Annotated in this window: 15 protein-coding genes; 3 read left to right on the top strand and 12 right to left on the bottom strand. The window is 46.5% G+C overall.

The window, feature by feature from the left end; genetic code table 11:
* Positions 1–517 precede the first annotated feature (517 nt).
* The 5 genes from WFI24_RS07710 to WFI24_RS07690 all read right to left on the bottom strand — a co-directional run bounded on the left by WFI24_RS07710 (position 518) and on the right by WFI24_RS07690 (position 7,468).
* A complete protein-coding gene (locus WFI24_RS07710; RefSeq protein WP_336759787.1) occupies positions 518–2,761 on the bottom strand; it encodes a helix-turn-helix domain-containing protein in 2,244 nt (747 codons plus the stop codon).
* 19 nt (positions 2,762–2,780) lie between these two features.
* The gene (locus tag WFI24_RS07705) at positions 2,781–4,004 is read right to left on the bottom strand and encodes an MFS transporter (protein WP_336759786.1); all 1,224 of its coding nucleotides are present in this window, start codon (positions 4,002–4,004) and stop codon (positions 2,781–2,783) included.
* Between the two features lie 49 nt (positions 4,005–4,053).
* Positions 4,054–5,106, bottom strand: a complete 1,053-nt coding sequence (locus WFI24_RS07700) for an ROK family protein (RefSeq protein WP_336759785.1) — start codon at positions 5,104–5,106, stop codon at positions 4,054–4,056.
* 35 nt (positions 5,107–5,141) lie between these two features.
* On the bottom strand, positions 5,142–6,380 hold the full coding sequence (locus WFI24_RS07695) for an ROK family transcriptional regulator (protein ID WP_336759784.1): 1,239 nt from the start codon (positions 6,378–6,380) through the stop codon (positions 5,142–5,144).
* A gap of 248 nt (positions 6,381–6,628) precedes the next feature.
* Positions 6,629–7,468 (bottom strand): YitT family protein, encoded by an 840-nt coding sequence (locus tag WFI24_RS07690; RefSeq protein ID WP_145321320.1) that lies wholly within the window; start codon positions 7,466–7,468, stop codon positions 6,629–6,631.
* 373 nt (positions 7,469–7,841) lie between these two features.
* Between WFI24_RS07690 and WFI24_RS07685 the strand changes: the two genes are divergently transcribed.
* The 3 genes from WFI24_RS07685 (at position 7,842) to WFI24_RS07675 (ending at position 10,737) form a co-directional block, all read left to right on the top strand.
* Complete coding sequence (locus WFI24_RS07685; protein ID WP_336759783.1) at positions 7,842–8,900, top strand: fatty acid desaturase; 1,059 nt, start codon at positions 7,842–7,844, stop codon at positions 8,898–8,900.
* Between the two features lie 92 nt (positions 8,901–8,992).
* Positions 8,993–10,141, top strand: coding sequence for a sensor histidine kinase (locus WFI24_RS07680; RefSeq protein ID WP_336760263.1), 1,149 nt, complete (start codon positions 8,993–8,995; stop codon positions 10,139–10,141).
* The gene (locus tag WFI24_RS07675; RefSeq protein ID WP_336759782.1) at positions 10,138–10,737 is read left to right on the top strand and encodes a response regulator transcription factor; all 600 of its coding nucleotides are present in this window, start codon (positions 10,138–10,140) and stop codon (positions 10,735–10,737) included. The genes WFI24_RS07680 and WFI24_RS07675 overlap by 4 nt, the downstream gene beginning before the upstream one ends.
* A 189-nt stretch (positions 10,738–10,926) precedes the next feature.
* Here the strand turns inward: WFI24_RS07675 and WFI24_RS07670 are convergent, their stop codons facing one another.
* From WFI24_RS07670 to WFI24_RS07640, 7 genes are all read right to left on the bottom strand, one after another.
* Entirely contained in the window at positions 10,927–11,838 is a 912-nt protein-coding gene (locus WFI24_RS07670; protein ID WP_336759781.1) for a hypothetical protein, read from the bottom strand.
* A gap of 80 nt (positions 11,839–11,918) precedes the next feature.
* Positions 11,919–12,659: a polysaccharide deacetylase family protein gene (locus WFI24_RS07665; RefSeq protein ID WP_145318147.1), complete on the bottom strand. Its 741-nt coding sequence runs from the start codon at positions 12,657–12,659 to the stop codon at positions 11,919–11,921.
* A gap of 432 nt (positions 12,660–13,091) precedes the next feature.
* Positions 13,092–13,595: a ferritin gene (locus WFI24_RS07660; RefSeq protein ID WP_145318150.1), complete on the bottom strand. Its 504-nt coding sequence runs from the start codon at positions 13,593–13,595 to the stop codon at positions 13,092–13,094.
* A 238-nt stretch (positions 13,596–13,833) separates the two neighbouring features.
* Entirely contained in the window at positions 13,834–13,953 is a 120-nt protein-coding gene (locus WFI24_RS07655) for a hypothetical protein (RefSeq protein ID WP_017688846.1), read from the bottom strand.
* Between the two features lie 99 nt (positions 13,954–14,052).
* Positions 14,053–14,310 (bottom strand): YolD-like family protein, encoded by a 258-nt coding sequence (locus tag WFI24_RS07650; protein ID WP_036608707.1) that lies wholly within the window; start codon positions 14,308–14,310, stop codon positions 14,053–14,055.
* A gap of 153 nt (positions 14,311–14,463) precedes the next feature.
* The gene (locus WFI24_RS07645) at positions 14,464–16,155 is read right to left on the bottom strand and encodes a hypothetical protein (protein ID WP_336759780.1); all 1,692 of its coding nucleotides are present in this window, start codon (positions 16,153–16,155) and stop codon (positions 14,464–14,466) included.
* Complete coding sequence (locus WFI24_RS07640; protein WP_336759779.1) at positions 16,152–22,862, bottom strand: DUF7507 domain-containing protein; 6,711 nt, start codon at positions 22,860–22,862, stop codon at positions 16,152–16,154. The genes WFI24_RS07645 and WFI24_RS07640 overlap by 4 nt, the downstream gene beginning before the upstream one ends.
* Between the last annotated feature and the right edge of the window lie 89 nt (positions 22,863–22,951).

The following is a 22,951-nucleotide window of genomic DNA, read 5'->3' as shown; positions in this document are numbered from 1 at the left end:
TTCGTTGCACCTGTGAATGTCACTAATCATTACATACGATCTGATATTTAGACAATAAACTATTTTCAAAATGTAAAATTCACGGTTTTTAAGTTAAATACCGCGATATATAAACATATTTCCTGACAATATACAATTTTCACACCTTTAATGTTAACTATAATAACATAAAATGTTGTATTATATTTGATTTCTCATACCCAATCTGGCATCCCCCAACTTGCAATAATCTTTTTTCCATTAAATATCTGTTCAAAAAATGAAAAAGAGACCACATCTTATGTGATCTCCTTGTTTAGCAACACGAGTAGAACGATTCGACGTATTAATTCCTTGGCGGAAGATTAAACTTCACTTGACCAAACAACGTATCGATGGCATTTCCTGCACGTAAAAAATCTCCTGCAAGGGCGATAAGGTACGGACCTTATCGCCTCATACAGGAGATTTCATATGATATCTCTATGAATATTGATTTTCATGGGATGCTTGGATGTAACTAACACGTGCAATCCCGTTATTGATCGCCTTGTTTACCACTCTGCTTGCGGTAGTCCCCTGGTGTCACGCCCATAATCCGTTTAAATACTCTACCGAAAGAGATGGCATTGGCATAACCCACTTGCAGAGCAATATCCTGCACAGCCATATCGGATGCAGACAACAGACGGCAGGCCTTTTCGACCCTCAGTTTCACCAGAAAATCAACAAACTTCATCTCAAACTCTTCCTTGAACAGATAACTTGCATATTTGCCCGAGATTTGGAACCGATCGCTCAGATGTTTCAGCGACAGATCCGGATCATCGAAATGCTCTTCAATATAGATCCGCAGCTCGTTGATCATCGCGCGATGACTTTTTGTTTCATTTACAGAAACATAATTGCGATAGACCTCTTTAAGCCATTCCTGCAAAATCTCCTGAATTCCCTCGAGTGTCTCCACCTGCTGGATATCACTGCGAAGGCGAGTCAGGATTTCTTCGGAAAATTGACTTTGCAATCGCTCAGACAGCTCTCCGAATTCACGAGACAACATCTGGATTAACGCCTGCAGCAGCATGCGAATATCGTTATCTGTAATCTGATCTTCGCCAAACGCTACAAACATCTGATCCAGCTGTTTCCGCCACCCATCACCGGTTAGTCGGAATTCACGGACAAAGTCTGCTAGCATCTGCAAATACTTGTAAGATTGCATCTCAATACGATCTGGAAGTTGTTCACTGAGAACAATGGCATCTTTACCAAGAGTAAGTCTATGCTGTAATCCGGCATCTGCACTGGCATACGATCGTGTAATTTCCTCCCAACCTGAAACGGTTCGTCCGATTCCAAAGGTAAACCGCAGTCGGAAATGCTCCGCGATCCACATATGCATCTGTTTAGCCAGATCCATAAGCAACTCACGATCCAGTCCTACCTGCTCATCCGATGCAATCACGACAATAAGTCTGCGATTCCCGAACCATTCAGCCCAACCACCGAATTCCATCTCGTTCTGCACAAGTTCTTCCACTACGTTCATGAGTGCAATCTTCAGAATATTCTGATTGGTCGAGAGATCCTCACCATTCATCTCTGCAATGAGCACGGCAACACTCTTCGGTTCCATGAATCGTTCCTCTAGCGGTTGCAGATGGCGAAGTCGCTGACGGAATGAATCCATCCGCTCCCCTTCCATCAGATCAACAAGCAATTGCCTGCGGTGAATTAACAGGTTTTCATGATGCTGTTTCTCATAGTCAACCGTCTGAGCAATCAGATGTTCCAGCGCACGGTCGATGAGTGCCAGTTCATCTTTGACTGATGGAGCTGCTTCATCCTCCTCGGCACGTGGCTGTAGCGCCTGAATTCGATTCATGATCAACTGAATGGGGCGTGTATTTCTTCGAGTAATGTAGATTAGTCCAGCCACCGCACCAACGATCGTTAATAATCCAATACCGATCCACACATAAGAGACAAGGGATACCCATGAATACAGTTGTCCGGATTGAATACCACTCTCGAAGACCAGACCTAGCTTGTCCGCAGACACACGATTAAGTATTTCACCTGCTGACGGGTCCATTTGATGCGCCGTATAGATTAGATTATCACTCTTGTCCCGAACCTGAAGTACAGACAACTTTTCATTGGTCATATGATCAATCTGACGCTCAACTGCATACATGTTGATGGTAATAACGAGCAGACCTTCTCCACCCCACGGTAACGGAAGCCACTTATTCATGCTAATTACCTGTGAAGGCAAGTCGAAGGAACGTTCCTTGTATTCACGCGGCAAGTTCCAACCAAGGTTCTCTCGATTCTTCAGGGCTTGTTCAATATAGGCACGATCTTCGAAATCTTCCATGCGCATCATGCCTCTGGGCGTAAGAATCTGTGAATCAGACATCCGATAGAGATAGATGGATTGAATCATATCCTGCTGATCCAGCATACGTCCCAGCCCACTTGCCGCATCATAGATGAACTGGCTTGATAATTGTCCCTGCCCGGCTTCCAGAAAACGACTGTATGTCTTGTTCGTGCCGATATCTTCCAACAACCGGAGTTCAATGTCGCTTAGCGAGCGCTCCAGCGTGTCCACGATGTAGCGGGTAGAGATAATGTCGGCTTTTTGAGTTTCGTTACGTGAGAGTTCGTTGACAATCAGGAAGGAGAGAAAGATCAGAATGGAAATCGTAAGCAGAAAAATGGGAAAATACGAATACATCAACTTGGTGTGCCAATTCCGCTTCAAATTTACTTTCATAGCCTCCAACTCCTTCCATCTATTCTAGTGAATATGATCTTCTCTGTTCTTTGGCTTGCCTACTGACGATATACAGAATCACTGATCCTAATGCCGCACTGATCGTACAAGCCAGGTACATCAGGGATGGACCACCGGAATCGAGCAAATATCCATTCAGCATATTACCAACAATTCCGCCCAATCCGGCAAACACCATGTTAAACAAACTTTGTCCTGTGGCCTGCATTTCCCGCCCCGTAACGGAAGCCACATATTCCACTGCTGCGATATAGAAGAATCCAAAGGATAACCCGTGCAGCACCTGAACTCCAATCATCACCTCAGGCGAAGGCCATAACCATTGTATGCCCCAACGTAACATATACGCCCCCGCTGCAAGCAGCATCGTTCGTTCATGTCCCCATTTACGGAGTATGAATGCCGCTGCCAACATGGATGGAACATTGGTAATCGACGCTAACAACAGCGCTGTACCCGTCATGGTCACAGAACCACCAGCCATTTGAAATGAAATAACGAAAAAGGAGTTAAAAGCAGTGAGTGTTTGGTTAACCAGGAAACAACCTGTTAGAAATAGAAGGAATGTCCGGTTACGGAGCAATCTTGCCAAACCTACGGAGAAGGTTACCGAGGACGAGGATATGCTCGTCTGCCGGGGAAGTGTACTTGCCAGTATAGCACTGAGAATATTAAACAGAAGAAACGGCAGCCATAACATGTGAATGGAAAACTGGGAGAGATACATCCCTGCTGCAAATCCACCAACTCCCGTTCCTATGCTCCCGAAGAGTCGGATCATGCCATATGAGGTGTTCGCTGCTCTCGCGGCTGTAACTGCATAGGAGTCAGCGACGGGTATTTGAGTCACTTGGAATATAGTGCATAAAGTATAAATCAATATTAATATAAAGTACACTTGAATATTGTAGAAGTACGCTAACGATGCAGGAACAAGCAGGCTGATCACCAGTACGAACCGTGTCTTTTTAAACTTATCTACCAGAATTCCCCATATAGGTTGAAGAATAATCGATACAAGTGTGCCAAACGCCATAATAAATCCGGTTTCTTTACTGGTAAAACCTTGTGCTACCAATATGGGATTAATATACGGGTTAAACATTCCCCCCGCAAGTCCCATAAACAGGTACAGCCCCTGTAGTTTGAGTAGAACTCGTCTTGCATCATTGGAATCGGCTTTTGTTTTCTCTGTGTAAGCCTTCATATGTCTGCTTCTCATCCGGATCTCCATCCTTTAATTCTGTAGTTGCTTCGCCTATTCTCTATGGTTATGTGCGTGTCAGACTCGACTTGATTGCAGCCAATGCCCCGATTGCTCCAGCTCTGTTCCCCAGTTCAGCTACAGCTAAAGGTGTAGGCAGAACGGTGTAACGTTGGAGCCGTGTGCGCACTTCATTTAGATAATAGGATGGGTTGGATGCAGCCACGCCACCACCGATCACTATAATGGAAGGATTAAGTAAAGCCGTAATATTCGCCAGACCTCTCGCCATATAACGCATGGGCATTTCCAGGATCTCCAGTGCAGCAACATCACCTGATTCAGCTGCTTTGAATACGTGCCTGGCTTCGATCTGTTCGGCTTCTCCTCCTGCCAGACTCATGATCAGGGATAAGGAACTTCCCTTTCCATCAGCAAAATACCGCCTCGCCTGTTCCGTAATTCCGGTACCTGAAGTCGCTTGCTCGAATACACCAAATGAATCAGCATCCGCAACGTAGCCTGAATGAAGCCCTTCGTCTCCTGCAATAAAATGCCCAATCTCGCCGGCTGCTCCATGCTGACCACTGTATAGCTGTCCATTCAGAACTAGTGCAGCTCCAATGCCGGTTCCAACCGTGACCATCACGCAATGGCGATGTCCCTGCGCTGCCCCTTGATCATATTCTCCCATTGCGGCCATATTCACATCGTTATCCAACATGATATTCCCGGTGTAATACTTCGCAATAATAGGACGAATATCTTGCTCAGGCCACTGAAAAGCTGGAGCATTTCGCAGTATTCCTTCCTCCTGCAGAATCACACCAGGGAATCCCAAACCTGCACCTGAAAGTTGATTCAGACTGCACCCCACCTCACGGCAGAACGTTTCCAGTTCAGCGAATAACCATCGGAAAAACACATCCGGCTGATCACTAACAAGGGTAGGTAACTGGCGTTCATGAACCTTACTTCCAGCCTTCTGTGAAGACAACAGGATTAATGTTTTGGTACCTCCAATGTCAATACCTGCGATCCAGCCGGATGTCATACCACTAACCGTACCACCTTGATTGGGTTGAAAATCCTTACTAACGTTTTTCACGGACTCTGTCATCCCGTTTCCCTCCTCACATGTATATTTCCATTCTCTTATTCCATGGCTTCCTGCTGAAGATTTAGCATCGTTTGTTGTACAGCCACTTGAACCGCACCAGTGACAACAGCCTGCTCACCAAGCTTGGAACAGATTAACTGTGGCTGCACCGGGAATTGCTCAGATACGATCTGTCTCAGTAATGGCAGCAACACATCCCCGTTCCCCCCAACACCCCCGCCAAGCACAATGAGATTGGGAGCAAGGACAACGCTAATATGACGCAGAGCAGAAGCAATCATCTGGCTGTATTGTTTAACAATCTCTAATGCCTCTGCTTCTCCACCACGTGCAGCTTCAAACAACTTTTCCGGAGTCAGGTGTGTGCGAAGATCATCTGCATGTACAGTCGCAGTTACAGTTACATCTGCTTTTGCATTCGAATCAGCAACCTCCAATACTTCATCAAGCGAATCAAGATGTCGTTTTGCCAGTTGCATCAGTCCATCAGCTGACAACACTTCCTCTAGACGGCGCCCATCTTCCATCAACATCTCCGCGATTTCTCCGGTTAAGCCACCAAGACCTCGAAGCAGTTGGCCATGCACCATGATGCCAGCTCCGGTTCCTGTGCCGATGGAGAAAAAAATAAACAAGGGATAGCCTGCTGCTGCACCACTCCTTTGTTCCCCCAGCGCGGCAAGATTCACATCATTCTCCAAGATTACTTCACAGGGAAACGCGTCAGACAACGACTCCAGGGAAAAGGCCTGTTCCAAACCTGCTAACGGGTCCACAATACGATTAATACGCCCCGATTCAGGCTGCACTACACCCGGTATGCCGAACCCAATGCACTGAATCTGGTTCCAGTTCAGATGATTCTCATCAAGCAGTTCGTTCATATGGCTTTGAAGAAGCTCCAGCATCATTGCTTCTGCTCGGTCATTGGCTTCTTGGACTACCATGGGATACGTTCGATAAGCGATGATCTCTCCATTCAGATCGGATAATGCGATCCAAATACGTGTTGCTCCAAGATCTACACCACAGACATAATAGGCCTTTTCATTAAAGCAGATGAGGGTTGCTTTGCGACCCTGAGCATTGTCAGCTCTCCCCGTTTCCCTCACCAGATTCCGGGCAATCAGATGTTCGACCGCCGACGACACCGTAGGTTTACTAAGTCCGGTCTGACGGCTGATATCCGCTCTCGACATGGTTCCCTGTGTTATCAAAGCATCCATAATCAGGTTTTCATTCAGATTGCGAATATATTGCGGTGTGCCAGCCATGTTATCGCCTCCTTTTATAGTTAGTTAAGTTTATTAACAAATTAATTAAATTCAATATATCACCGACTTTTGGGGGTGTACAGCTTTTTATACTCTAATAGATGACATCATATTCCCACATCCTCTGAGTTCTACCGAGATCAATTTTTGTCCAAGGTTACAAGTTCAGTATTAGTCCCCTGATCGCAACAAAAAAGCTGCAGTGAGCTTCCACCGCAACTTTTTTCTTCTATATAAGAGCATCATTTCTAGGTCTTAGAGAGTTCAATGAATCCTTCACCGAATACATCACGCACATCATGGATGGTAATAAAAGCAATCTCATCTTCTGCTCGTACAATTTTCTTCAGCATGGAAACTTCTTGCTTGCTTATCACAATGTATAGAATTTCTTTCTTATTTTTGGTGTAATATCCATGACCGGACAGGACGGTTACTCCGCGATCCATCTTCTCAATCACTTGCTTTGCAATCTCATCCTGCTTGGAAGAGATAATCATAACTGCCTTTTTCGGATTGAGTCCTTCAATGATGAACTCCATCGTTTTGGTTCCGACAAACAGCAGGACAATGGTACACATTAAACCTTGTGGTCCAATGATGAAGAATGACGAGAAGGCCACAATCAGATCGAAAAACAGAAGTCCATAACTGATATTCCAATCGAGATATTTATTGGCAAGCCGGGCCAGGATCACTGTACCTGCCGTAGTGCCTCCCACTCTAACAATCAAACCGATACCAAGACCGGCAAATAATCCACCAAAGATGGTATTGATCCAGAGTTCATCTGATGCAATCGTCCAGCTCTCCGTCAGATGCAGGAACAACGAATTGAATACGACCGCAATAATCGTATACACTGTAGTCGTTTTATCAAGAAACCGATATCCCACAATTAACAAAATACCGTTCAGGATCAAGTTCATCAGTCCAGGGGACCATTCAAACAGGTAATACAAAATAATCGTAATGCCCGTGACGCCTCCTTCAGCCAAATCGTTCGGGATCACGAACAGGTTCACCGCCAGTGCAAACAGAAAGGCACCTGCCATAATAAATAGAATATCCGTAATTCGTTTCTTCATCATGCATTCCATCCAATCCATCAGAAATCAACCTAATCGACAATCTCATAAGTTGTCATAATCACTCAAAGATAGATTTTACCATGCTCACAACAAAATTTGTATACATAATACAAATTGTTGCGTAATTTGTGCAAAGGAATCTGTATAAACGCTCTTTTTCCTCTTCTGCAAAGCCAGTTCCTCACCTACACCATGACAAATGTCATGGTCCATCATTGATGTTCATCATTATAAAAGGCTGACGTTTATGACTTACTGTCATGGTCGTATTGTTTTACAATGATAAAAACGCTTCCTAAAGGAAAGTCTTACCGGGAAACGCGAAGTTGTGGCTGACTACAGTTATAACGATTGAAGGAGGACATATCCAATGAGTAGAACCAAAGAAATGGCGCTAAAAAAAGAAGTCACCCCTTACGAAAAAAATGATCTCAGATTAAGTATCCGTCAGTTAATCAATACATTGCTCCCACTCTTCTTGCTATGGGCTGCAGCTTACTTTAGCTTATCGGTTTCCTACTGGCTAACCTTCCCGATTGCCCTGGTAGCATCCGGATTTGTACTGCGGACATTCATTATCTTCCATGACTGCTGTCATGGTTCATTCTTTAAAAGCAAACGCGCCAACGATATTCTCGGTACCATCACAGGCGTATTAACACTGACACCCTATCAACAATGGAAAGCATCGCATTCTATACATCACGCAACGAGCAGTAATCTCGACAAACGTGGTGTAGGCGATATCTGGGTCATGACGGTAGAAGAATACAAAGCCGCTTCTCCTTGGAATCGATTCTTCTACCGGGTTTATCGTAACCCGTTCGTATTGTTCTGCATCGGGCCCATTTATGTATTCCTGTTCGCCTACCGCTCTAATCGTAAAGGCGCAAGACGTAAAGAACGCATTAACACTCACTTGACTACGGTCTTGATCGTTGGGCTCTATGCCTTCATGTGCTGGTTAATCGGTTGGCAGGCTTTTGTTATGGTGCAAGCACCCGTATTCTTCTTCTCCGGTTTCTTCGGAATTTGGTTGTTCTACGTTCAGCATCAGTTTGAAGAAACGTATTTTGAACATGAAGATGAATGGAGTTATGTAAAAGCAGCGGTTGAAGGCAGTTCTTATTACAAATTGCCAAAATTGTTGCAATGGATCAGTGGTAACATCGGGTTCCACCATGTGCATCACTTGAGCCCGCGTGTACCGAACTATTTCCTGGAAGAGGCACATAATGCAACACCGCCTTTGCAAAAAGCAACGACCATTACACTACGCTCCAGCCTGGTTGCTCTTCGCTTCCGCCTATGGGACGAAGATTCCAAACAATTTATTAGTTTCAGACAGCTCAAAACCTTATCCCGCAAGCCGTATGTTCAACCGCCTATCCGAGTAACCAATCCAGCGGGTCTGACAGAGAAGCCTTAACTCTGTCGGATTCGTTTTCTTGTATTCAGGCTAAAGTCATGCTACAGTCAGGCTAAGTTTGAGTACATTGCACGTTGAGGAGGAGAATTTCCATTCAAAAGTGGATGCAGATCTTTTATAAAAATACAGGGTTGAACCCTTATGTATGGCTCGTCTTTTTCATCCTGCCCTTCTATTACATTTCACAATATTCCAAATTATGGACAATGGTAACCGGCATTGTGATCATTCTCGTCTTCTTCGTCTGTTATTTGCTCGCCTTCATCACCAAGGGTTGGCAAGTGTACATGTGGATTGGACTGCTAATTGCCATATCCATTACGATGACGATCGCCTATGATTATGCCTATTTCTCATTGTTTCTTGCTTTTTTTATTGGGAATATTAAAAATAAAGCCGGTTTCTTCACCCTCTATTCGGTGAATTTGGGAGCCAGTTTCCTGACCATTAATTATGGTTTCATCAATCAGAGTTCATTGCTCGTGAGTCAGTTCCCGTTTGTATTTATCAGTTTAATGGCCTCCATCCTGCTTCCGATTAGTACGTATAATAAAAATAAGACTGAACAATTGGAAGGCCAACTGGAGAATGCCAACAAACGACTGGATGATCTCGTGAAAATGGAAGAACGTCAGCGTATTGCTCGTGACCTGCACGATACTCTTGGGCAGAAGCTCTCACTGATTGGTCTGAAAACCGATCTGGCGAAGCGTTTGCTCCGCAGTAATCCCGATCAGGCCGAGATTGAATTGAATGACCTCAGACAAACGGCAAGCACAGCTCTGAAGGAAGTACGCGAAATGGTAACAACCATGCGTGGTACCCAATTGGTTGATGAACTGTTCCGGGCAGAGCAGATTCTGAAGGCCGCATCGATTGAATTTATGCTGGAAGGCAATCCGAAGCTGCAAGACACATCGCAATTAAATGAAAATGTGCTCGGCATGTGCTTGAAAGAAGCCGTCACCAATGTAGTCAAGCATAGTCAGGCAACCGCATGCACCATCATTATTGAAGAGACACCCGCCGATAATGTGCTAACTGTACAGGATAATGGCGTTGGTATAGAACGAACTCGTAAACAAGAACGACGCGGAACCGGAATTTTGGGAATGAAAGAACGACTTGAATTCGTCAATGGTTGTCTGGATATTCGATCTAATACAAACATCGAGGGTACAGCCATCATCATTCATGTTCCCAAGCTCGTCCGCAAACCGATAAAGGAGGCAGAATCATGATTAGGATTGTAATCGCCGAAGATCAGCGCATGATGCTCGGTGCCCTGTCTTCCCTGCTTAATCTGGAGGAAGATATGGAAGTTGTCGGACGTGCCAGCAATGGCCAGGAAGCCCTCACTCTGGTGCAAGAACTTGCACCAGACATCTGTCTGATGGATATCGAAATGCCCGTGAAGAGCGGTCTTGAAGCCGCTGAGGAACTCAAAGGAATGAGCTGCAAGGTCATTATCCTGACCACTTTTGCCCGGACCGGTTATTTCGAACGTGCCCTCAAAGGTGGTGTACGTGGATACCTGCTCAAAGACAGTCCAATTGAAGAACTTGCCGAATCCATTCGCCAAGTCATGAATGGCAGAAGAATCTTCGCTCCCGACCTGGTCGATGAGGCTTATGTAGAAGAGAATCCCCTGACGGAACGGGAGAATGCTGTTCTCGGCCTCATGGCAGACGGAAAGAACACGAAGGAAATTGCCGGACATCTCTTCATTACAACGGGCACAGTACGGAATTACATTTCCATTATTCTCAACAAGTTAAATGCCAGTAACCGTATTGAAGCCATCACTCGTTCCAAGGAAAAAGGGTGGTTCAAATGAAAGTACCGCTTTAACCCATTAAAACATAAGTAAGCACGTAAACCAGCTGCACAAGTCGTATAACATGCTTATAATAAAAAGCTTGGCCCAGTTAAGCACCCTGGGCCAAGCTTTTTATGCGTGTATCTCAACAATCCAGCATTCATCTCAATTCAATCTCAATTCAATTGCAGAATATCCGTGTAGCACTCAAGATTTCACAGATACAGCCATATCAAGGGCTTCCAATGGTACTTGATCGGTCTTAAGCTGGTGAATTTTATTACCATCCTGCCAAGAGATCGTTACATGAACAGACTTTCCGCCACTTGGATATTCCACCTTGATATACCCTTTATCTTTTGGTACAGGCAATGTATGTGACTCCAGATATTCCACCATTTTTTTCGCAATACCCGGATTATTCATTTCATCTTCGGAAACCGAACGAATCTGTAACGTCCATCTACCTTCTTGCCAAGTCAGGTATTGACTTCCTGCCGCACCTTCACTCATACCTTTGATACCATGTCCCAGATCCACAGCCATATCATCTGGAATATCTTTCAGGTCCGTCTCAGGGAAAATTTCTGGCTGATCGGGGTCCTTATAGGTCTTCACTTCATAGGAAGCCAGTACAGATACCTTGCTGCCAGATGCAGTCAACGATGCATCATTAATGGCAACAGGCTTAGTCGTAGCATAGAAGTTTACTTTAAACGCATCAGCAGTGTTAGACGGTATTACCGCACTCAAATATGAGCCCTTCTCTAACGTAAAGGATGTGGGTATTGATGCTTTCTTCATCGTCAACTGATTACGAATTTGCTGAATTACCTCATTCACATCGGACTGACCCGTGGCAGCTTGGTTGTCATTCGCCTTCGATCCTGATGTTTCTCGACTATCCGTTGTGGTCGTGTTCTCTTGGGTTCCGGCTTCATTTTCATTAGAAAAATCAGCACCACCGCTCCCGGTCTGGGTCTGTTCGCCCACTGTTGTCGCTGGAGAAGAACCATTCTCTGATGATGCAGTACTCGAATCCGGTCCACCACACCCTGCAAGAGCGAGTAAAACGGCTGTCGTTACCGGAATGGTGATCCATAATGGTTGTTTTTTCATGATGTGCACCTCCTTAGTTGTGAGTTGTGTCCAGAATGTAATCCGGGTCCATCTATGATCTGATCCACAGATTGAAGAGATTAACGCTTGTCGTTCCAGAAGTTGACCGGTTGCACTTTTTTGCTTAATACTTCAAAACGATACCCTTCTGCCTTCAATGTTTTTAATACTTGTGGCAGAACCTTCAACGTCGCTTCCTGGTCGTGCATAAGCACAACAGGCGTTGTTCCGCTCTTTTGCACATTGTGGATCTGCTTCATTACACTGTTATAGACTTTCTGATGATCCTTCTTGTATTTCCAATCTTCCGAATCCACATTCCAATCCCACAGATGGAATCCACCCTGACCAAGCAGTACATTACGGAACGCCGGCTTGAGGTATGGTTTACTGCCGTATGGCGTCCGAACGAGACTTGTTTTAACTCCGGCAACCTTGTTCAGACTTGCATTGGCCTGTTGCATTTCTTTCAGTCCGCTATATGCGGATTTATAGAATTTGCCTGGAACATGAGTCACACCGTGCAAACCCAATCCATGCCCGTCAGCTACGATTCGTTTGGTAGCCTTCTGAAATTGCTCCATTTGAGGACCCAGCATGAAGAACGTTGCCTTCGCATGATATTGATCCAGAATATCGAGTAATTGACCCGTGTGAGCGCTTGGCCCATCGTCAAAAGTCAGGTATATGATTTTGGAACTCGCTTTGCTTGCGCTTTCCTTGGATGTAGCAGATTTGGCAGATACCGACTGCGGCAGTAATAGTGGAATGATCAATAGAATTGCAAGTGTGACCATGATAGATTTACGAATATGTAGCATAATTAAAAGTCTCCCTTATGTGTTATATTTCCCCGGGTGTCCATGTTTTTCTACCTTCATCCCTTGGCGATTAATCCTAATACTATCAAAGATAGCGTCTCCTGTTCTCGTTTCAAAGGCTACGGTAGAGTTACACTTTTGTCAGATAAACCTAAAATATAATACGAATTTGATAGATTTGAGCAAAATAAAGATCCCGCCAGGATAGATCAATTGTGACATATCCTCTATTACCCACATTCAGGAATTTGATAGACTTTTGCTCCAATTCAAGCTATTCAAACCAATAACGAATAACGAATAACGAAAAATTTTCGCATGCAAAAAAAGCTTGCACAAGTGCAAGCTTTATCGTCTTCAATCAGCATATGGCATCATGCTGTATGTAAATGGTCTTCTATTACTGGAATCTTCTCGACTCCCTTACGCTAGTTATTCAGCAGGAGCAACGAAAGAACGTTTGCCGAACTCGGCATCCAGCATGTAGAAAGCATTGCTGTCTTTTTCGATCCGGCGCAGCTTCTGAATAATGTTGTCGAACAACGCTTCCTCTTCAACCTGCTCATCAATGAACCATTTCAAGAAATACATCGTCGCATGCTCACGTTCATTCAAGGCGATGTCAGCCAGATTATAGAATTTTTTCGTGTTTTGCTGCTCGTGAGCATAACCATGCTCAAATACATCCAGCATCGAAGCATATTCATTCTTCGGTTCTGGCAGAGCCGCAAGTGTGGCACGTTGTCCACGATCATTCAGGAATTTGTATATTTTCATGCCATGGAATCGTTCCTCTTCCGCCTGTACGATGAAGAAATTCGCGAATCCATCCAGACTTTTGCTGGAACAATATGCTGCCATAGCCAGATATACATGAGCAGAATAAAACTCAAAGTTCATCTGTTCATTTAAAGATTCTGTTAACTCTTTACTCATAATCCAAACACCTCTTTCTTTCTCTAGGGATGGTTATATTCTAACATAACGTCAGCAGGACTTACACCGATTTTCTACAAAATTCGCCAATGACTGAATACATCTCCTGGGCCGTACTGTATCCCGTTCTTATCGTAATTATCTATGGCATATTCAGTCGCAAACATCCATCCAAGAACTGAAATAAAAAAGCTCTGCCAAGGTGGCAGAGCTTCTTTCAACCATTTGAATGCTACAATTATACCAAGAACGCTTTGGAGATGATAACCAACAGGATGAACAGAACCAGAATGGCACCTACAGAAGTGAAACCTCCGTAGCCGTAGCCTCTTGTTTCTCCACCTAATACTTCGCTCATTGACCGTACCTCCTCTGCAACAGGTATGGGTTATCTTATGCAGGAAGAACGACTTTGACAGGGCGGATGCCCTAATTATTCAAATGCTGTTCATTTCGTTTAGTACCGTGGAGATTGTACTCGCATGATATCCAGAAAAGGTACCTTTGCCGTGAACTCTTCTTCTGTATACTCTACATGAACGAGTCTTGTACGAGAGTCCATTTTGACGATGACTCCTTGCACCTGATCTTCTTTGCCCCATACCGTCAACAGTACTTCCGAACGTTCACGAAAGGCTTCAACCAGCTGATTTCCCAACTCTTCAAGTTCAAACTCATCCCGTGTAGGTCTTTTTGCTACTTTTGCTTTTGCCAATGTGGCTGCCTCCTCTACTCCGACGTCCCGATTCCACGGGTTGATTGCCGAGTTCATATTCAATTAGTATACCATTCATTTACGTTCGTGTAATGTCATGGAACCCCAGATTGAGCAAATTCTTCAGGCAAGTCACCTTTAACTGTGTTCCCTCTATTCTTCTCCAGACTCCACAATGATGCTGTACTCATTGGATCGGGATTCTCCTGCCCGTTTTTGTCCATTCCATTCATACGTGTACATGACGGTCAAGGCTCCTTGAAGCGTACCTGTCTGTTCAGAAGATAACTGTACTACATAGGAGATGTTCCTTTCCGTGCCAGGCTCAATCTCCCCCACATGCAGAACCCGTGGTGTGGAATACTCTGGTATGCTCCATTGGATCTCACCCGTAGCTTGCCCAAGCCATCTGGCACCCTCTGGTAAAATGCTCCCTAGTTGTACGCGTGCCGGCCAATTGCCCGTATTCACCACACGCACGTCGAACGTGACTGTGCCTCCCTGCTCGACCAGTGCCGGTACTACTTGAACATATGCTTGGATTATCGGTGTCTTCAACTCGACGACAGCTTCATTGGATATAATCATCCGCTGCACTGTCCGTGAATCCGGCAACCGAAATGTATACATCAGGCTAGCATGATTCACATACCTGTAGTGATCAGGGATTAATTCACCTCGTTCTGCAAGTTTTGCCTCGAACTGAATATCCAGAACAGACCGGGCCGTCAATGTCCCCAGATTTAGCCCTCTGGTCAGATTGGCTGCAGGGCGTTTAACCCCATTCCAACCCAGACTGCCTTCTACGAAAGTCATTCCTGCTGGTAATACGTCCACCAAGGTTCCATCCACTGCATAGCTGCTTGCATTGGAGACGGTAATATTATATCGGACGGCATCTCCTAATGTGGCTGTGACCGGGAGTACACTTTTGACCACAGAGATCTGAGGTTGAATCACTTCCAGGGTAACATCATTGGAGTAGATGGTCTCCTGCTTGCCTGCGGAGATATACTTTAGTACAGCTACGCTGGATATTCCGTTCGCTTCACTTCCCCCTACAACCTGAACCCTGTATTGAATCCGAACGGCAGTTCCGGGCTCAATCTGCCCCAGCTCTATTCCCGTATCAGGTGTTACTTGGGGTGCGAACATCTCATTTACAATGACACTCGCAGGTATGAAAGCAATCCCTTGAGGCAAAGCAATCGTTACTTGGGCATTCGTCGCTGCAATAAAACCCGGATTACTCACGATGACCGTGTACATGACAATGTCCCCTGAGAAGGTATGGATATGATCTGCCTGCAAGGAGATCTCCAGCCGAGATGAGACCAGATCGACCTCCACTATATTGGATTGTTCAACACCCGTAACCGTTCTGCCTTCCGGTGTCAAAAACGCATAGTTAACTTGTGCCTGATTCAGCAGCTTCAGTGCCGCAGGTAAACGCCAGATGACAACTTGGAAGTAGTATCTCAACATGCCTCCCGGCGCGATCTCTGCCGGAGGCAATCCCCTCTCCGGCGATGCTCCTGGTAACGGAATACCATCACGCAATACACTGTTGGGAAGCAGTGACGTCTCTGCAGATAGCCGATCCAATAGGTGTACTACAGCCGGAAGATTTCCGGAGTTACCAATTTCAATACGGTAGACAAGAGACTGCCCCAAGGCAGCCTCTGTGACATTGCACACTTTTCTGACTTCAATCCTGGGGCCGATCCACGGTGTTACAACCGTATTCGAATAGGATACCTGTTCCAGTTCAGTCGCACCCGAGCTGAATCGAACCAGGGACTGATTCTTTAGCCAGTGGGACAACGGACCGGAAGATTGATTCATATCACCACAACCTCTACTCTGAATGTAACCGTAACTGAAGCACCCGCTGCAATCGAACCAAGCGTGATGCCTGTATTCGGATTGCCTGTTGGTCTTGGCAAGCCATCCACCGTAACGCTTCCTGGAACAAATACCGTACCGACAGGTACCGGGTCAACCATAACCACATTATTGACCACTTCAATGCCACTATTCGTTACAACAATCGTATAGGTAATCACGTCACCGACAACGGCATCAATTGCACTTGTGCTTTTGACAACAGTTACATTTGGTGCAGATACCGGAATAACTAGAACATTGGAAGATACAGTCCCCGTCAACACACGTCCATCTGGTGGACTGAATGTATAATTGGCCACCGCCTGGTTGGTCAGCTGCTGATCCTGCGGCAACGAATCCACAGTAACTTCGAGGGTAACCGTTACAATAACGGAACCTCCTGGGGGTATGGTACCCACAACGATACCTGTCTCTGGATTGGCACCTGGCTGTGGAATACCATCAATCAGAACACTGTTAGGAAGAAGTACAGCACCATTCGGTATATTGTCCGTTAAGGTCAAATTGACAGCAAGATTCCCACTATTGATAATTGCAAAAGAATAGGTGATGGTGTCACCAATCGTTGCATTGGAGGTACTCCCCGTTTTGGTTACTACAATAATCGGCTGATAGATTGGTGTTACAACCGTATTGGAATACGCTGCTCCCGAGAAGACACCTGATGTGAAACTTACGGAAGACTGACTGCTCACTTCCGGTGTTGTTGGCAGCGTATTGACCCGAACTGCATACGATACCGCTATCGACGCTCCAGGTGCCAAACTGCCAAGGGCTATACCCAGTGCGGGGTTTGCCGAGCCACGCGGAACGCCATCCACCAGCACACTGCCAGTAATAAATGTAACGGCTGGACTGATGGGATCGGTTAACACAATATTGTTGACAGGGTCAATTCCTTCATTAGTCACAATCATCTCATACACAATCGTATCGCCTACCACAGCATCGACTACTGAAGCAGTCTTCACTACGCTGACGTTCGGAGCAGATACCTGGATGTTGAGTAGATTGGACGTGATACTACCTCCCAGTGTTCTCCCATCAGGCAATGTATAGGAATAGGTCGCAGAAGCCTGATTGGTTATGGACTGGCTCAAAGGTAACGTCACAATCACGACAGAGAAGGTAACCAGGGTTGTGGTGGAAACAACACCAAGTGGAATGCCCGAAGCCGGATCGGCACCCGGTGCAGAAGCCCCATTAATAATAACGCTATTCGGTACAAGTTCTGTTCCTGCCGGTATGGTATCGGTCAACGTGACGGATGCCCCATAGTTCCCGGCATTGGAGATAGCGATGCTGTATACAACGGTGTCTCCTACCGTAGCTATCGTCTGATCTCCCGTTTTGACTGCCGACAGAATAGGTTGATAGACCGGAGTTGTAACTGTATTGGAAAATGTGGTTGCTGAGAAAGCGCCTGATGTAAAGCTGACTGTGGACTGATTGTTTAACACTGCACTTGCCGGGAGTGCCGTAACCTGCACACTAAATACAACAGTTACGGTAGCTCCAGGTGCGATGGAACCAAGCGTTATTCCCGTAGAAGGATTGGCGCCAGGGCGCAGAACACCATCTACAAACACGCCGCTTGGCGCAAGAACGGTACTTGTCGGCACTGCATCCGTGAAAACCACATTGTTGACTGTTGCAATTCCGTTATTGGTTACAGCGATGCTATACGTTACGACATCATCAACTGATACAGCCGTCGAGGTTGTGGATTTGACCACATCGACATCCGGTGCCGATACGGTAATAGTCAGCACATTGGACTGAACGGACTCCGTGATGTTCCGCCCGTCCGGCAATGTGTACGATAGAGCTACCGAAGCCTGATTCACCAGTTGTTGCGGACTTGGCAGCGTATCAACAACCACCGAAAAGGTAATCGTGGTCGTAGCTCCGGGAGCCACATTGCCTGCGGGGATGCCGGTTGCCGGACTTGCTGCTGGCAGCGGTTGACCGTTGACAATGACGCTATTCGGCACAAGAATGGTTCCAGCTGGAAGGTTATCCGTCAGGTTAATCTGTGCTCCATAGTTCCCCTGATTGCTCACGGTTATCGTGTAGCTGACGGTATCTCCAACGGTAGCATTTTGTGTACTGGCTGCTTTTTGCGCCGAAAGAATAGGCTGGTACACCGGAGTGACCACGGTATTAGAAAAGGTTGTGCTTGAGAATGTACCTGAGGTAAAACTGACCGTAGAGCGATTGCTCAACTGATCGCTTGGCGGGATCACGTCGACACGGATACTGAACGTGACCGTCGCGGACGTTCCAGGCCCCAATGTACCAAGGGGGATTCCCCCTGCCGGATTGGCTGCGGGTTGCGCAACCCCATTCACTGTGACACTTCCTGTGACAAAGGAAGCTCCGGCTGGAATCGGGTCTGAAAACTGAATATTGTTCACAGGTGCAATTCCGCTGTTGGTCACCAGAATGGAATAGGTCACCGTATCCCCTACAGTAGCCGCAGTGGAAGCTGTGCTTTTGACAACAGCGACGTTTGGTGACGAGACCGGGAACGTGAGCGTATTCGATGTCGCTGATCCAGTCAAAGTCCGCCCATCTGGAGGTGTAAATGTAAAGGATGACGTAGCAAAATTGCTAAGCTGCTGTGGAGATGGAAGTGAATCCACAACAACAGCGAACGTGACAACGGCCGTCGCTCCCGCTGCTACAATGCCTACCGGAATGCCTGTTCCTGGAGTTACTCCCGGCTCTGGTACACCCGATACGACAACGCTGTTGGGTACAAAGGTAGTCGCAGCAGGAATGTTGTCGGTGAGAGTTACATTTGCTTCCAGATTGCCTGCATTGCTGACGTTCACTGTATAAACAACCGTATCACCCACGGTTGCATTGGCTGTGTTCGCCGTTTTGACAAGTGAAATCTGCGGTTGTATGACCGGAGTCTGTGTTGTATTGGACGATGATAACCCCGAAAATGAACCGGATGTGAAACTGACCGTCGACTGATTGTTAATCTGCGATGGAATCGGCATGGTAATCGTCACCTCAAAAGTTACGGTAACCTCGGCTCCTGGAGCCAACGTACCGATTGGAATGCCGGCGGTCGGATTGGAGAGCGGGAACGAAGTCCCGTTCACAATGACACTTCCGGGTACAAATGGGGTATTTGAAGGAAGAGGATTGACATATACCACATTATTAACGGCTACTGTGCCGTTATTACGAATAACAGATGTGTATCGAATGACATCCCCGACTACGCCGTAATCTACATTGTCACTGTTGACAATCGTAACATTGGGCAGAGACACTGGAATAGTGACGGTGTTCGATGACGAGAGACCGGCAACCGTTCTCCCACTTGGAAGCGTGTAGGCAAATGAAGCAACCGCCTGATTCATTAACTGCCTTGCATCGGGCAAACTGGTAACTGTCGCAACAAACGTGACCGTTGTACTGGAGCCTGCGGCAATCTCTCCTAGACTGATTCCCGTCTCCGGGCTAACCCCAGGTGTTGGTACGCCATTAATAATGACACTATTTGTACTGAATACCGCTCCTGCTGGAATGGGATCTGTCAAAGTAACCGACGCGGCAATATTTCCTGTATTGTTAATCTGGATGGTGTAATTATAGGAATCGCCTACCGTCAGACTCGTTGTACTTGCTGATTTCACCACTTGTATCACGGACAGGAATACAGGTGTATTTACCGTTATAGAAGAAGAAACACCATTAAAACTGCCTGACGTAAATGCTGCATTAGCCCGGTTACTGACCGAACCTGTGGATGGAACGGAATTCACTCTGGTCTGATAGGTCACCGTTACACTGTTTGAACTATTCAATGTGCCCACCGCAATTCCCGTAATAGGGCTTGCGTTTATAGCAGCAGTTCCATTGATCGTGACACTACCCGAGACAAATTCCGAGCCTGATGGTGCATCTGAAATCACCAGATTTTGTACAGCACTAATTCCTGCGTTTGTTGCAACAACGGTATACGTAAGCACATCTCCTACTGTCGCATCCGGGTTGTTGACTGTTTTACTAATAGAAATATTGGGAGCCGATGCGGGTATACGAACGATATTGGATAAGCTGCTGCCTGAGAGATTCCGTCCACTTGGAAGCTGGTACGTATAACTTGCAGTCCCTTGATTCTCCAGTGTCGGGGGAGTCGGAAGTGTGGTGAGTGTAGCGCGAAACACCACTGTGGCATTAGCCCCTGGCAGGAGAATGCCCAGCGCTATTCCGGTTAATGGGCTGGTTCCAGGACGTGCAGTACCATTCACGGTTACCGAATCCGGGACAAATGTCAGCCCTGTCGGAATCGTATCAGTCACATTCACTTGGGTCGCTATGTTCCCACTGTTCGTTACCACAAGTGTGTAGGTAAGCTGATCCCCCAGTGTCGCATTGGTTTGGCTCGCCGACTTGTTGATGCCGATAACCGCTTGGTATACAGGGGTTGTAATCGAGTTGGAGTTGGAAATACCCGTGAACGAACCCGAGCTATAGGACACTACCGCGCGATTGACTAACGAACCCGAAGCAGGCATGGACTGCACATTCACCTGAAACGTCACTGTCGCAGAACTTCCGGCTGCCAATGTTCCTATAGAGATGCCACTGCTCGGATTTGCAGAGGGTACGACAGAGCCCCTTACAGTCGTACTGCCAGAAACAAATGTTGCTCCAGCAGGTAGAGCATCTGTGAGTACCACATTATTAATCACCTGGATGCCGCTATTGGTGGTCACTACGGTGTACGTGAACGTCTCCCCGACAGCAACATCGGTAACGGATGCTGATTTTACCGTGGTCACATTGGGCAATGTTACCGGGATCGTTAAGGTATTCGAGGCGATGTTTCCCGTGATCGTCCGACCATCAGGTGAATTGAAGAAATAAGAAGCCGTTGCCTGATCCACCAGCGTAGGAGGTGTGGGCAAACTTGTTACAAGTACCTGAAAGGTCACGGTATTTGCACTTCCTGCCGCGAGGCTTCCCAGGTTAACGCTGGTAACCGGATTGGCGCCAGCAATCACATTTCCATTCAGCCGAAAGCTGCCTGCTACATATGAGCTACCACTTGGAATGTTATCCCTCAATGTAACGTTGGCAGCAACATTCCCTCCGTTGTTCACCTGGATGGTATAGGTTACCAGATCACCCACCGTGGCATTGGTTGTACTCGCTGACTTCACAAGAGACAGGTTGGGTGAATATACAGTAAGGGTGGAATTATTAGACGGAATAACCCCTGTAATGATCGGTCCCCCTGCTACACTTTGAAATGTAAAGGCTGCATTGGCCGAATTCACCAGCTGTAGAATACTTGCATCCTGACCGATGAGGGCTCGATAGGTTACAACGACACTGCTGGATAAACTTAATGAACCGAGCGGAATCCCTGTGGTCACATCGAGGGTTGGGCGGGGTATGCCAGCAACCGTGACACTGCCTGGAATAAAGGTAAGACCTGCAGGAAGTGAATCGGATAAGACTACACTGGCTGCACTCGCAGTACCTGCATTGGTAACGGTAACCGAATATATAATACTATCCCCTGCAACTGAACCTGCGGCGACCGTTGCCTTAGCCAATGTGATCTTGGGCGCATTAATATCAACTTGAATCGCATTGGCGTTGACAATGTAGGCATCTCCCGATGTGGTTAACGTCAACACCGCAGACGACTGGTTGTTGATCAGTCTTGCCGACACATCCACATTGGTAATATCCCAGCCTTGACGTCCACCGATAATATTGGTGCCTGGAGCACCATTGGTCTGATTTCGAGTACCGAAAGTACCTGTTGTGTTAAGCGCTCCGGTATCTCCATTGATCTGAGATGCGAAAAAGTTCGCAGCCAGGTTGTTCGGTCCCGATAAGGCCACTGATGTTGCAGAGGTTGGTCCGAACAAAGCCTGATCTCCTGTCCGATTCGCGTCGCCTTCCTGTGCACTGAATAGTGCTCTTCCTCCAAGTGCACCGGAGAGGGGAGTTGCGAATCCAGACAGTGTGGTAACAACGGGTGGAGAAGTCGATTGGACAAGTACGGCGCCTGCACGTAATGACATGTTCCGAAAAGGAAGATTCGGATTCTGATAAATAACGCCCAGTGTCCATCCGGCATGATTCGCTGTGGAATCATTCGTTATCACAATCGTTCCCACGACTGATCCGGTGATATATGTACCTGCTCCCCCATTTTGTACAAGTGTTGTGACATTGGCTGAACGTACATATCCTGCCGCATTGTTCCCAAGATCGAACTGATTGTAGGTTGCCGGATCAGGTGTAACGCTGAATGAACCCGCTGGAGTGATCAACGTTACCGGATTGTTGATCGCAGCACTCAGATTGACCGATCCATTGATATAACTTCCACCCCAGATTAATTCCGCATATAGTACGGTACTCCCCGCAGGAAGAACGAGGATCGCAGCGGAACTATTACTCTGGTACAAGTTCGTTGTTCCCAGCGGATACGTCCCGAAACGCACATCCGCATTGACAGTCGAAAATGCCCCAATGCTATCCTGTGTACCAGGCACTCCTAACGTTTCGGAGCGGCTTAGTCCGAGTGTATTGCCCGTAAACGTAATTGCTCCCGTAGCATTGACGGTTGAACGAACGACAAGAGGAATGGAATTCACCTCCCCCTTCAGCAAGAATTACAATCCGATGGAACGGAGCCTTATATGAGTCTATGATGCTCCATTCAAAATTTGTATGTCCCTATTCC

The sequence above is a fragment of the Paenibacillus sp. USHLN196 genome (assembly GCF_037144955.1).
GTDB lineage: Bacteria > Bacillota > Bacilli > Paenibacillales > Paenibacillaceae > Paenibacillus > Paenibacillus xylanexedens_C.
This window is presented reverse-complemented; position numbering and strand designations above follow the sequence as displayed.